Source organism: Kitasatospora sp. NPDC059817 (assembly GCF_042731835.1).
Lineage (GTDB): Bacteria > Actinomycetota > Actinomycetes > Streptomycetales > Streptomycetaceae > Kitasatospora.
This window is the reverse complement of the sequence record NZ_JBHWIR010000170.1, coordinates 1-10,758: the sequence shown is the minus strand read 5'-3', so window position 1 is coordinate 10,758 and position 10,758 is coordinate 1. Positions and strand designations below refer to the sequence as shown.

Genomic DNA, 10,758 nt, shown 5'->3' with positions numbered 1-10,758 from the left:
CTCTAGAGTTGTTTGGTGGCTCGGGGCTCTTTTGTGTTAGAGCCCCCGGGGCCCCGCGCCCCCCCCGGGGCGGGGGGGGGGGGGGGGGGGGGGCCGGGGGCGGCGGAGGTCCGGCGGCGCGATCAGTGGTGGTGGTGGCTGCCCATGGGGTGGTCGCAGGCGCGGCACCTCCGGATGAAGAGGAGGCTCAGGCCGACGGTGACCACCGCACCGAGCGCCACCCCGGTACCCCGCACCGTCTTGCGGGCCGCGTTGCCGCCGATCGAGCCGGTGCACCGCGAACAGTTCTGGCATCCGGTCCGGACCGGGATCTTCTTCCCCACGACGCTTCCTCCCAGGCGAGGTCCCGACCACCGGCCGGGCTCGTGAACGTCCCGCAGCAGCTTATAACTTGAGCTGCCCGTTCATGACTTGAGCTGCCCGTCCTCGCCCGGCGAACGATCATCCGCCGGGCGAACGATCATCCGCTCGACGGACCGGCCCCGTACGGGTCGAGGAGTTCGGCCACGAGCCGGCGTGCGTACGCGGGATCGAGGCCGGCCGGGCGGAAGAGGATGCGGTACATCAGGGGGGCGACGACGCCGTCCATGACCGCCTCGACGGCGGGCGTGTCCTCCCCGCGGCCGCCCGCCCGGCTCAGCACGGCGTCGACCTGTTCGGCCGCGTAGTCCGAGCACTGGCCGGCGTTGCCGCCGTCCGGGTCGCCGAGCAGGGCGTCGCGGATGTAGGCGCGGCCCGAGGGGGAGGCCATCTCGTCGAGGAACTGCTCGGCCCAGGCCGTCAGGTCGGACCGCAGGTCGCCCAGGTCCTCCGGCGCCGTGTCGGGCCGCAGGCGCTCCACGGCGACGTCGGACAGCAGCTCCTGGAGGTCGCCCCAGCGGCGGTAGACCGTCGACGGGGTGACGCCCGCGCGCTGGGCGACCAGCGGCACCGTCAGCGCGTCGCGGCCCACCTCGGCGAGGAGTTCACGCACAGCGGTGTGCACCGATGCCTGGACCCGGGCGCTGCGCCCGCCGGGGCGCACCATCTGTTTGCGACTCATGATAAACACCTTAAAGCACAATCCTTGCGTTTACGGGTGCCGGGGTGCCCGCCTCGGAGCCGAGCGGCGGGCCGGCGCCGTCCGGCCCGGCCCGCCTGCTGTTCTCAGACCGCCGGCGCGAGCGCCCGCGCGGGCTGCGTCCGCTCGTAGGCGTGGCCGACCCGCAGCAGCGTGCGCTCCCCGAGCGGCCGGCCGAGCAGCTGCATGCCGATCGGCAGGCCCGCCGCGTCCCGGCCGACCGGGACGGACAGGGCGGGCACCCCGGTGATGTTGGCGGGGGCGGACAGGCGCACATATGCGTCGGGGACGCCCTCGACCGTGCCGTCGGGCCAGGTGACGGTCTCCTGGTCGACCCGTACCGCGGTGACCGGGACGGTCGGGGCGGCGATCACGTCGACCTCCTCCAGCATCCGGGCCCACTCCCGCCGCATGAGCGTCCGGGAGCGCTGGGCGCGCAGGTAGTCCCCGGCGGTCATCAGCTCGCCGGCCTCCAGCAGGACGCGGACGTCCGCCTGGTACAGCTCGGGCACCGCCCGCAGGGAGTGCTCGTGGTAGGCGGCGGCCTCCGGTGCCACCAGCCCCCACAGAGTCGCCTGGAGGTAGCGGGTCATCGGGATGTCGACGTCGACGAGTCGTGCGCCGAGTGCGTCCAGGTGCCCGATGGCGCGCCGGACGGCGGCCTCCACCTCCGTGTCGACGTGGTCGAAGTAGTAGCTGCGCGGCACGCCGACGCGCAGCCCCGCCAGGTCCGTGCCCGCGCCCGGCCGGTGGTCCACGGCGGGGGCGGCCAGCGAGGCGGGGTCGCGCGGGTCGTGTCCGGCGAGGGCGTCCAGGACGAGGGCCGTGTCCTCGACGGTCCGGGCGATCGGGCCGACGTGGTCCAGCGACCAGGACAGGGACGTGACGCCGTGGCGGGGGACGAGGCCGTAGGTCGGCTTGAGGCCGACGACCCCGTTGAGCGCGGCGGGCACCCGGATCGAGCCGCCGGTGTCGGTGCCCAGCGCGAAGGTCGCGGCGCCCGCGGCGACGGCGACGGCGGATCCGCCGCTGGAGCCGCCGGCGACCCGCTCGCGGTCCCAGGCGTTGCCGGTCTGCGGGGTGGTCAGGCCGTACGCGAACTCGTGGGTGTGCGTCTTGCCGACCAGGATCGCGCCGGCCGCGGCCAGACGGGCGGCGACCGTGCTGTCGGTCTGCGCGCGGTGGTCGGCGCGGACCCGGGAACTGGCCGTGGTGGCCAGCCCGGCGACGTCGATCAGGTCCTTGAGCCCCATCGGCACGCCGTGCAGCGGCCCCCGGTGCAGGCCGCGCGCCGCTTCCTGCTCGGCCTCGCGGGCCGCCCGGCGCGCCCGCTCCGCGGTGACCGCGACGTAGGCGCCGAGGTGCGGTTCTACCTGCTCGATGCGGTCGAGGACCGAGTCCACCAGTTCGACGGGGGACAGTCGCCGGGCCCGGATCTCCTCCGCGGCGGCGGTGAGGGAGAGCTCATACGGCTGCATCGTGCTTCTCCTCTTCCGTGTCGTGGGCGCTTTCCGCGCGGTAGGCGCTCGCGGGCGGGGTGTCCCCGAAGTCCAGCTCCCGCAGGACAGCGACGACGGAGAGCAGCTGGTTGGCGGTGGCCGCGACCGCGTCGTGGCGGTCGGCGGGCAGGGGGAGCCCGGCCCGGGCGGCCCAGCGGGCGGCCTCGGGCGGCGTGAGGTCGGTGGTGGGTGGCGTGAGGTCGGTGGTGGGTGGTTCGCCTGAGGGGCGGTCGGCGGAGGACATGGGCGTTCTCTCCTGATCGGGGCTGGCGCGAGATGGCACCCGCAGCAAAAGCTAACCGTTTGCGTTAGCCAGACTGTAGGTCCTACGATGGCTTAACGCAAACGGATTGCGTTTACGGGAGGAGCCCCCATGTCCAGCGCCACGTCCGACGCCCCCGCCCCCGCCTGGACGGTGGGCGGCGTCACCGTCCACCGCATCGACGAGACCCTCCTGCCACCCGCGACCGGGCCCTGGCTGCTGCCCGAGGCCACCCCCGAGGTGGTGACCGGCCACGACTGGCTGCACCCCCACTTCGCCGACCACGAGGGCGTCCTGCACCTCGACAGCCACAGCTTCGCGTTCACCGTGGGCGGGCTGCGCGTCCTCGTCGACACCGGCATAGGCAACGGCAAGGAGCGGGCCAACCCGGCCTGGCACCACCTGCGGACCGACTACCTGGAGCGCCTCACCGCCGCCGGCTTCCCCCCGGACTCCGTCGACCTGGTGATCCTCACCCACCTGCACGCCGACCACGTCGGCTGGAACACCCGGGAGGTGAACGGCGAGTGGGTCCCCACCTTCCCCCACGCCCGCTACCTCACCTCCCGCACCGAGCGGGAGTTCTGGGCCGGGTACGACCTGGAGGAGGCGCGCAGGCAGATGTTCCTCGACTCCGTGATCCCGGTCGAGCGGGCCGGGTTGCTGGACCTCGTCGACGTCCCGGCCGAGGGCGTAGAGATCGCCCCGGGCCTGCGCCTGATCCCCACCCCCGGTCACACCCCCGGCCACGTCGCCGTCGAACTGACCAGCCGGGGCGAGGCGGCCCTGATCACCGGTGACTGCATCCACCACCCGGTCCAGCTCGCCCACCCCGCCATCGGCGCCTGCGTCGACATCGACCCGCGGCAGTCCGAGGCCTCGCGCCGCAAGCTCCTCGGCGCCCTCGCCGACACGGACACCCTGCTGCTCGGCACCCACTTCGCGCCGCCCACCGCCGGCCGCGTGCTCACGGACGGGGACGCCTACCGGCTGCTGCCCGTGCCCTCGGCCTGACGTCGCGTTTCGACCTCCCCGGGACGCTCGCACCCCTTCACCAGTCCTGCGCCCGGGGTCCGTCGACCGCACACCCGGATCGAGCGGGACGGGTGCGCCGGGTCGGGGTGGGGAGCCGGAGTCGGCTCCCCGGGGTTCGATTCCCGCGCGATCTGTCGTTTATCCGGCGATACCGCCGCTGAGCTGCGAAATCTCGCTGGCAGCGGACGTCGGTGATCCCCTAGAGTCGGCGCGCCCGCCCCGGTCGGGGCGCTGGCGGCACCGGCGTGCGAGTCCGAGCACGCGGCGATTCCAGGAGTTGACGATCTGATGGTGTGTGTGGCGTGTGGGGCGCGTCCCGCGGGGACCGAGAGCCGACGCTGCTTCGGCTGCGCGGAGGCGGCCCCGGGCTGGGCGGCGGCGCTCCGACCGGCGAACGGCCTTGCCGTGGCGGTCTACGTCCTGCTGGGGTTGAACGCGGTGTTGGCGGCGGCGGCGGTCGTGGCCGACGTCTGGGGCGATGTCCTGTTGGGCCGGTTGGTGGACGGCTCGGGCGACATCGGCCTTGACGAATTCGATGCCCTGGACTCCCTGGCGAACGGGCTGGACAAAGCCGTCATTCCGCTGATGATGGTCACCGCCGTGCTGTTCATCATCTGGTTCTACCGCATCCGCCAGAATGCCGACCTGCTGCTGCCGAACGGGCACCGCCTCGGACGCGGCTGGACCATCGGGGCCTGGGTCACCCCGGTCGTCCTGCTCTGGTTCCCCTGGCAGCTGATGGTGGACTGCTGGCGGGCGAGCGCTCCGCTGGACGCGGAGGGACGGCGCCGCGCGGTGTCGGAGAAGGTCCTGGTCCTGTGGTGGTCCACCTGGATCGGCGCGCTGGTGGTCAACCGGATCGCCAACTCGAAGATGAAGTACGTGGACGTGACGGTGCTCGCCAGCCTGGGGGACTTGCGCGAGACCATTCGGGTGGAGGCCGCCGGCTCGGTGCTGCGCCTGGTCGCGGCCGTCGCGGCGATCGTGGTGGTCCAGCGGCTGACGGCCATGCAGTCGGCGCGCCGGGCCGACATCAACCCGCTGGCCGCCAGGGCCGCGCAGGTGGCGGCCGAGGAGGCCCGGGCGCAGGCGTAGGCCCAGGCTCAGGCCGAGGCGTAGGCCCAGGCTTCGGCCGCCACGGCAACGGACTCGGAAGCTCCCTAGACCGGCAGCAGGCGGGCGATCAGTTCGCCGAGGCGGCGGGCGTTGCGGCAGGAGTGCATCTCCACGACGCCCGCGTACGCGGCTGCGGCGGAGTCGCCGGTCGGCCAGAGGGTGGGCTGCTCGGGGTTGAGCCAGTGGACCCGCCGGGCCCGGCCGGCGATCCGGCGCAGCGCGTCCAGGTTCGGGTCGCGGTGGTTGGTGCGGGCGTCGCCGAGGATCAGCACGCTGGTGCGCGGGCCGACCGCGTCCAGGTGCCGTTCGGCGAACTCGCCCAGGGCGGAGCCGTAGTCGCTGTTGCCGTGGTGGCCCATCACCTTGGCCTCGGTGAGGATCCGGGCGGCGAGCCGGGCCGGGTCGGCGTCGCCGCGCGCCAGCAGGGCGGTGACCTCGGCGGTGCGGTTCACGAAGGCGAACACCCTTACCTTGCTGAACTGTTCGCTCATCGCCTGCACCAGCAGCATGGTGAAGTCGGCGAATCCGGCCACCGAGCCGGAGACGTCGCACAGCAGCACCAGTTCCGGCCGGGCCGGGCGGCGCAGCCGGTAGGCCGGGCGCAGCGGCACCCCGCCGGTGGACAGCGAGCGGCGCAGGGTGCGGCGCAGGTCGATCCGTCCGCGTGCGGCGCGGCGGCGCCGGGCGGCCAGCCGGGTGGCCAGCTTGCGGGCCAACGGGTGTACGGTGCGGCGCAGTTCGGCGAGCTGGTCGCGGCCGGCGGCGAGGAAGTCGATCCGGTCGGCGGTGGGTGCGACGGCGCGTTCGGCGATCCGCTCGGCGCCGCGCAGTTCGGCGACCCGGCGGCGGGTCTCGGTGGCGACCAGGGCGCGGAAGTCCTGGATGCGGCGGCGGATCTCGTCGGCGAGGACGCGGTCGGACAGGTCCGGGGTGGTGGCCTGCTCGCGCAGGGCGGCGAGGATCCGGGCGAGCAGTGTCTCGGGGGCGAGCCGGCCGAGCGCCTGGTGGGCCGACCAGCCGTCCGAGGCCGGCGTGGCTCCGGCGCCGTACCGGCCCAGGGCCTCCACCACCTCGCCGGCCAGCCGGGCCTGGGCGGCCCGGTCGTCGGCGGCCAGGGCGGCGGCGAGGCGCTCGCGCAGGTCGTCGCGCAGCGGGTCGGGCCGGCCGGGGCGCGGCGGCCGGGGATCGTCCGGGAGCGCGGGCGGGTCGGCGCGGACGGCCTCGGGGGCGCCGACGCCGAGTGGGAAGAACAGGTCGAACGTGGCGTCGAAGACAGCCCGTTGGGTGTCCGAGCGCAGCAGCGCGGCGGCCAGGCCGGCCCGCATCTGCTCGCGGTCGGCGAGCCCGAGGACGTCGAGGACGGCGGCCGCGTCGACCGTCTCGGCGGGGCCGATCCGCAGGCCGTGCCCGCGCAGCGCGCGGACCAGGCCGGTGAGCCGGGCGGCGGTGTCGGCCGGCGGTGGGGCGGTGGTCATGCGACGGTGAGCTTCCGTGCGGCCTTCCGGATGTCGTCCTGGTGCTTGAGGATCACCCCGAGGGTCTCTTGGACGACCGCCTCGTCGAGCGTGTCGGCGCCGAGCGCCAGCAGGGTGCGGGCCCAGTCGATGGTCTCGGCGACGGACGGCGCCTTGCGCAGGTCCATCGCGCGCAGCGCGCCGACCACCCGGACCAGCGAGGCGGCCAGCGTGTCGTCCAGGCCGGGCACCTTGAGCCGGACGATCTGCCGCTCCAACTCGGCGTCCGGGTAGTCGAGGTGGAGGAAGAGACAGCGTCGGCGCAGCGCCTCGGACAGTTCGCGGGTGGCGTTGGAGGTGAGCAGCACGAAGGGGCGGCGGCTCGCGGCGATGGTGCCGAGTTCGGGCACCGTGACCTGGAAGTCGCTGAGCACCTCCAGCAGCAGCGCCTCCACCTCGACGTCGGCCTTGTCCATCTCGTCGATCAGCAGCACGGTGGGCTCGTCGCCGCGGATGGCGGTGAGCAGCGGGCGGGTGAGCAGGAACTCCTCGCCGAAGATGTCGGTGCGGGCCTGGTCCCAGCCCTCGTCGCGGCCGGCGGTGATCCGCAGCAGCTGCTTGGCGTGGTTCCACTCGTAGAGGGCGCGGGCCTCGTCGATGCCCTCGTAGCACTGGAGCCGGACCAGCCGGGCCCGGCCGATCGCGGCCACCGCCTTGGCGAGTTCGGTCTTGCCGACCCCGGCGGGGCCCTCGACCAGCAGCGGCTTGCCGAGCCGGTCGGCGAGGAAGACGGTGGTGGCCACGGCGGTGGAGGCCAGGTAGCCGGTGGCGGCCAGTTGGTCGGCGGTGTCCGCCACCGATGCGAAGAACCCCGTGCCGTCGCCGCTCATCTGTCCGCCCCGTTCCTGTCCGCCCTGTCCGTGCGGCAGCACCCTACCGGCCGGTCACTTCGCTGTCTCGGGGGTTCGGCGGGGTGGCGCGGGGCCGGGGTCGTGGCGTGCTGCTGGATCACCTGGCGGGCGTGCGGGCGCGCCGGAGCGGTGCACGGCGACCACGGCCGCCGTACACCGCCCGTCTGTTCCCGCCGGTCTCGGCCGTCGGTTGACGACGTCTGACTCGACGTCAGGTGGTGCGTGCCCCTCGGGTCGTCAGTTGACGAAGATGAGCGGGCTGCCCGCCACCGAGGTGTCGGTGACCGGGCCGTAGGTGGCGCTGAACCAGCCGGTCGAGAAGCACAGGCCCGAGCCGGAGACCAGGTTGAACGGCTGGGAGGAGAAGCCGATGGTGTTGCCGGTGTTCGAGGTGGTGCCGTTGATCCCGGTGGTGGTCTGGTAGACGCAGTTGATGCTGCCGAGGATGGTGTTGAGCACCACCGTGGTCTTCATCGCGCCGGCCGCGCCGGGGGTGAGGGCGACCGGGTTGCCGGGGCCGTCGCCGACGGTGTTGGTGAACGGCAGGTTGTTGACGGTGATGCTCTTGACGCCGGTGACGCCGAGGACGTTGGAGGAGCAGGAACCGAAGGTCTGGGTGTTGAGCTGCTCGACCGCGCTGCCGGGGGCGGCCGGGTTGGCCGTCACGGTGGCGGAGAAGGCCGAGTTGGCGCAGCTGATGCCGCTCGTGCCGCTGGCACTGCTGTAGAAGGTGGCGGCGGTGCCCGAGACCAGGCTGGCGGTGAGGACGTCGCCGACGGCGACGTCCGGGCCGCTGCTGCTGCCGGTGGTCAGCACCGCGGAGCCGTCGGCCTGGGCGGGTGCGACGGCGGCGCAGGTGAAGGCGAGGGCGGCGAGGGCGGCGGTACCGAGCGTACGGCGAAAGCGCATGAGGGTGACCTCTCTCCGTGCGGAGACGGGTGGGGGTGGCCCGCGGTGCGGGTGTGGTGGCGTGCACGGCGGGGGAGGTGCGTGGGCATGGCGTACCGGGGGCTTCGCGGGGCCGTGGTGCGGCGGGCCCGGCGCCACGGGCCCGCTCGTACGGCACAGCGGTGTGAAGGTGCGGACGTGCGCTGCGAGTGCAGGAGTGCACGTCGGCGGCTGCCACCGCCGCGGGCCTGCGTCCGCTCGTGGTCCCGTGGCCCGGGCTGTTCGCCCGGGGCCGTCGGAGCCCCTGGAGGTCGTCCGGTGGTGACAGGGTCGCCCACCGGTTGGAAACCTGTCAGTGTTGTAAACCCGATGTTGCGTCAATGTCAATACAGGTAACAGGAGTTGGTGATGGAACGGAAACACCTCCGAAGTGCCGACGTGATCCTGCTGCCGGGCGCGCGGGCCGGTCGTGACCCGGCCCGGTCCATCAAGCGCGGCCCGAGCCGGCTGCCCCCGGGCGTGGTGGCCGCGACCCAGCGCGAGCGGCTGCTCGACGGGCTGGTCCAGACGGTGGCCGCGCGCGGCTACCAGCACGCCACGGTCAGCGACATCTGCCGCGCGGCCGGGGTGACCAGGCCGGTCTTCTACGAGCTGTTCAGCGGCAAGGAGGACGCCTTCCTGGCCGCGCACCGGCACGGCACCGGAGTGGTGCTCCGGCGGATGGCGGCGGCCTTCGCGGCGGAGTCCGACTGGTGCGCCGGGATCCGGCAGGCGCTCGGCGCGATGCTCCATCTGCTGGCGGGGACACCGGCGTTCGCGACCATGGCGGTGATCGAGATCGAGGCGGTCGGACCGGCCGGCCGCCGCGAGCGGGACCAACTCCTCACCCGGTTCCGGGCGTTCTTCGCCGAGGTGCCCCAACCGCCGGTCGGTGTGCGGGTGGTGGAGCTGGTGGACGCCGTGGTGGGCGGGGTCTACAGCGCGCTCTACCGGCGGATCGACTCCGGCCGGACGGTTCAACTGCCGGAACTCCTTCCGGTGTTGAGCATGTTCTGTCTCGCGCCTTTCCTCGGCCCGGCGCAGGCGGCCGTCCGGCTCGGGTTTCCGATCGGTGAAGATCCTTCGTGCACCCGTATTGACCCGGCCACTACCGGGCAGTAGCTTCCCAGTTACTCAAAGCGCGGCTCGACCGTGCCCGCCCCGCTGCCGAGGGGCGGGCGGCCCGGTCGGGCCGTGGAACGCTGTCCGCGCCAGGGCACCGTGCCAGTGCCTGCACATCCCACCCACCCAACAGGGAGCACACATGGCCATGTCCGAGGACGCCGCCGCCGCGGCCGAGACCCCGGAGACGCCGACCGGCAGCAGGAGAGGGCGGGTACGGCTCAAGCGCAGCGCCTGGATGGCCGTTCCGGCCGTCGCCGCGGGCGCCGTCCTGATGGCCCTCACCGCCCAGGGCGTACTCGCCGCCCAGTTCTCCATCAGCGGCATGCCGTTCACGATCACCGCGGACAAGCTCGACGGCAAGGGCTTCGCCCAGTTCGGCAGCCTGGACTCGATGATCCCCGACAGCCCCAACCAGGGCTCCACCGGCGGTCAGGTGCTGGTCGCGGTCTCGGCGATCAAGAAGGCCGAGATCACCAACCTGTGCCAGAGCGTGGACCTCGGCGGCGTCAACCTGGTGATCCACGCCGGCGACGCCGGCACCCCCGTCTCCGCCACCGACCTCACCACCGACTCCGACATGCTGTCCGGTGACGCGGAGTTCACCAACATCGAGATCGGCGGCGACGCCAGCACGTACACCAAGGCCGGCAACGCGGGCAAGGGCAACCCGGGCGTCTTCGGGCAGCAGGCCGACACCGTCGTGCTGACGCACCTCAAGCAGCACAACTACGCGAGCACCGCCGTCGGGTTCAAACTGCCCAACCTGCGGCTGAGCTTCAGCTCCCAGGGCTGCTGACCATGACGGAGTCCGTACCGGAGCCGGCCGGTTCCGGCGAGGGCGTCGCGGAGGGGGCCGTGGGGACGGCTCCCGCCCCCGCTCCCGCCACCACCCGACCGGTCAAACGCGACTGGCGGGGCCAACGGCCGTTCTGGGGCGGGCTGCTGGTGCTGTTCGGCGGCGCCGAGATCCTGTTCACCCTGCGTGCCCCGCTGCCCGTCGTCCTGCACATCGGGATGCAGGGGCTGGCGGGCTACCTGGTGCCGGCGGTGATGGTGCTGTGCGGCCTGCTGATCCTGTTCAACCCGGCTCAGCGGCTGTTCTACTCCGTCCTCGCCGTGCTCGCCGCGCTGGCGAGCTGGCTCACCTCCAACCTGGGCGGCTTCGTGATCGGGATGCTGCTCGGACTGGTGGGCGCCTGCCTCACCTTCGGCTGGCTGCCCGATCAGCCGCTGCGCCGGGGGCGGCAACGGCGGGAGGACCGGCGCCAGGAACGCCGGTCGTCCCGAGCGGGCACGGCCGGGGCCGACCCGGCCGGGGTCTGACCCGCAGCCCGGGGCCGACCCGGCCGGGGTCTGGCCCGAGGCGCCC

Annotated in this window: 12 protein-coding genes; 5 read left to right on the top strand and 7 right to left on the bottom strand. The window is 73.5% G+C overall.

The genetic code is table 11. The annotated features are described in order from the left end of the window. Positions 1-122 precede the first annotated feature (122 nt). From ACFV61_RS28155 to ACFV61_RS28140, 4 genes are all read right to left on the bottom strand, one after another. Positions 123-323 (bottom strand): hypothetical protein, encoded by a 201-nt coding sequence (locus tag ACFV61_RS28155; protein ID WP_063346158.1) that lies wholly within the window; start codon positions 321-323, stop codon positions 123-125. 137 nt (positions 324-460) lie between these two features. Continuing rightward, positions 461-1,042 (bottom strand): TetR/AcrR family transcriptional regulator, encoded by a 582-nt coding sequence (locus ACFV61_RS28150; RefSeq protein ID WP_380371556.1) that lies wholly within the window; start codon positions 1,040-1,042, stop codon positions 461-463. Positions 1,043-1,146: 104 nt separating this feature from the next. After that, on the bottom strand, positions 1,147-2,538 hold the full coding sequence (locus ACFV61_RS28145; protein ID WP_380494588.1) for an amidase: 1,392 nt from the start codon (positions 2,536-2,538) through the stop codon (positions 1,147-1,149). Further along, positions 2,525-2,803 (bottom strand): hypothetical protein, encoded by a 279-nt coding sequence (locus ACFV61_RS28140; protein ID WP_380494586.1) that lies wholly within the window; start codon positions 2,801-2,803, stop codon positions 2,525-2,527. Before ACFV61_RS28140 ends, ACFV61_RS28145 begins: the two co-directional genes overlap by 14 nt. 129 nt (positions 2,804-2,932) lie before the next feature. Between ACFV61_RS28140 and ACFV61_RS28135 the strand changes: the two genes are divergently transcribed. Together ACFV61_RS28135 and ACFV61_RS28130 are read left to right on the top strand one after the other, a co-directional pair. Then, a complete protein-coding gene (locus ACFV61_RS28135) occupies positions 2,933-3,835 on the top strand; it encodes an MBL fold metallo-hydrolase (RefSeq protein ID WP_380494584.1) in 903 nt (300 codons plus the stop codon). A 426-nt stretch (positions 3,836-4,261) separates the two neighbouring features. Further along, positions 4,262-4,951 (top strand): DUF4328 domain-containing protein, encoded by a 690-nt coding sequence (locus ACFV61_RS28130; protein ID WP_380494581.1) that lies wholly within the window; start codon positions 4,262-4,264, stop codon positions 4,949-4,951. 65 nt (positions 4,952-5,016) lie between these two features. On the opposite strand, the gene ACFV61_RS28125 is transcribed toward ACFV61_RS28130, so the two are convergent. The 3 genes from ACFV61_RS28125 to ACFV61_RS28115 all read right to left on the bottom strand — a co-directional run bounded on the left by ACFV61_RS28125 (position 5,017) and on the right by ACFV61_RS28115 (position 8,246). Beyond that, complete coding sequence (locus ACFV61_RS28125; protein WP_380494578.1) at positions 5,017-6,447, bottom strand: VWA domain-containing protein; 1,431 nt, start codon at positions 6,445-6,447, stop codon at positions 5,017-5,019. After that, positions 6,444-7,316, bottom strand: a complete 873-nt coding sequence (locus tag ACFV61_RS28120; RefSeq protein WP_380494576.1) for an AAA family ATPase — start codon at positions 7,314-7,316, stop codon at positions 6,444-6,446. The genes ACFV61_RS28125 and ACFV61_RS28120 overlap by 4 nt, the downstream gene beginning before the upstream one ends. Positions 7,317-7,574: 258 nt before the next feature. Then, positions 7,575-8,246 (bottom strand): hypothetical protein, encoded by a 672-nt coding sequence (locus tag ACFV61_RS28115; protein ID WP_063346150.1) that lies wholly within the window; start codon positions 8,244-8,246, stop codon positions 7,575-7,577. A 387-nt stretch (positions 8,247-8,633) separates the two neighbouring features. On the opposite strand from ACFV61_RS28115, the gene ACFV61_RS28110 reads away from it, so the two are divergent. The 3 genes from ACFV61_RS28110 to ACFV61_RS28100 all read left to right on the top strand — a co-directional run bounded on the left by ACFV61_RS28110 (position 8,634) and on the right by ACFV61_RS28100 (position 10,712). After that, complete coding sequence (locus ACFV61_RS28110) at positions 8,634-9,386, top strand: TetR/AcrR family transcriptional regulator (RefSeq protein WP_063346149.1); 753 nt, start codon at positions 8,634-8,636, stop codon at positions 9,384-9,386. 142 nt (positions 9,387-9,528) lie between these two features. Next, entirely contained in the window at positions 9,529-10,185 is a 657-nt protein-coding gene (locus ACFV61_RS28105) for a DUF6230 family protein (protein WP_363373305.1), read from the top strand. A gap of 2 nt (positions 10,186-10,187) precedes the next feature. Further along, complete coding sequence (locus ACFV61_RS28100; RefSeq protein ID WP_380371536.1) at positions 10,188-10,712, top strand: DUF6114 domain-containing protein; 525 nt, start codon at positions 10,188-10,190, stop codon at positions 10,710-10,712. The last annotated feature ends 46 nt before the right edge of the window (positions 10,713-10,758 follow it).

Coding starts and splice junctions, on each gene's coding strand:
- ACFV61_RS28115 (WP_063346150.1), bottom strand. CDS start 8,246: ATGCGCTTTCGCCGTACGCTCGGTACCGCCGCCCTCGCCGCCCTCGCC.
- ACFV61_RS28125 (WP_380494578.1), bottom strand. CDS start 6,447: ATGACCACCGCCCCACCGCCGGCCGACACCGCCGCCCGGCTCACCGGC.
- ACFV61_RS28110 (WP_063346149.1), top strand. CDS start 8,634: ATGGAACGGAAACACCTCCGAAGTGCCGACGTGATCCTGCTGCCGGGC.
- ACFV61_RS28135 (WP_380494584.1), top strand. CDS start 2,933: ATGTCCAGCGCCACGTCCGACGCCCCCGCCCCCGCCTGGACGGTGGGC.
- ACFV61_RS28150 (WP_380371556.1), bottom strand. CDS start 1,042: ATGAGTCGCAAACAGATGGTGCGCCCCGGCGGGCGCAGCGCCCGGGTC.
- ACFV61_RS28145 (WP_380494588.1), bottom strand. CDS start 2,538: ATGCAGCCGTATGAGCTCTCCCTCACCGCCGCCGCGGAGGAGATCCGG.
- ACFV61_RS28140 (WP_380494586.1), bottom strand. CDS start 2,803: ATGTCCTCCGCCGACCGCCCCTCAGGCGAACCACCCACCACCGACCTC.
- ACFV61_RS28120 (WP_380494576.1), bottom strand. CDS start 7,316: ATGAGCGGCGACGGCACGGGGTTCTTCGCATCGGTGGCGGACACCGCC.
- ACFV61_RS28105 (WP_363373305.1), top strand. CDS start 9,529: ATGGCCATGTCCGAGGACGCCGCCGCCGCGGCCGAGACCCCGGAGACG.
- ACFV61_RS28100 (WP_380371536.1), top strand. CDS start 10,188: ATGACGGAGTCCGTACCGGAGCCGGCCGGTTCCGGCGAGGGCGTCGCG.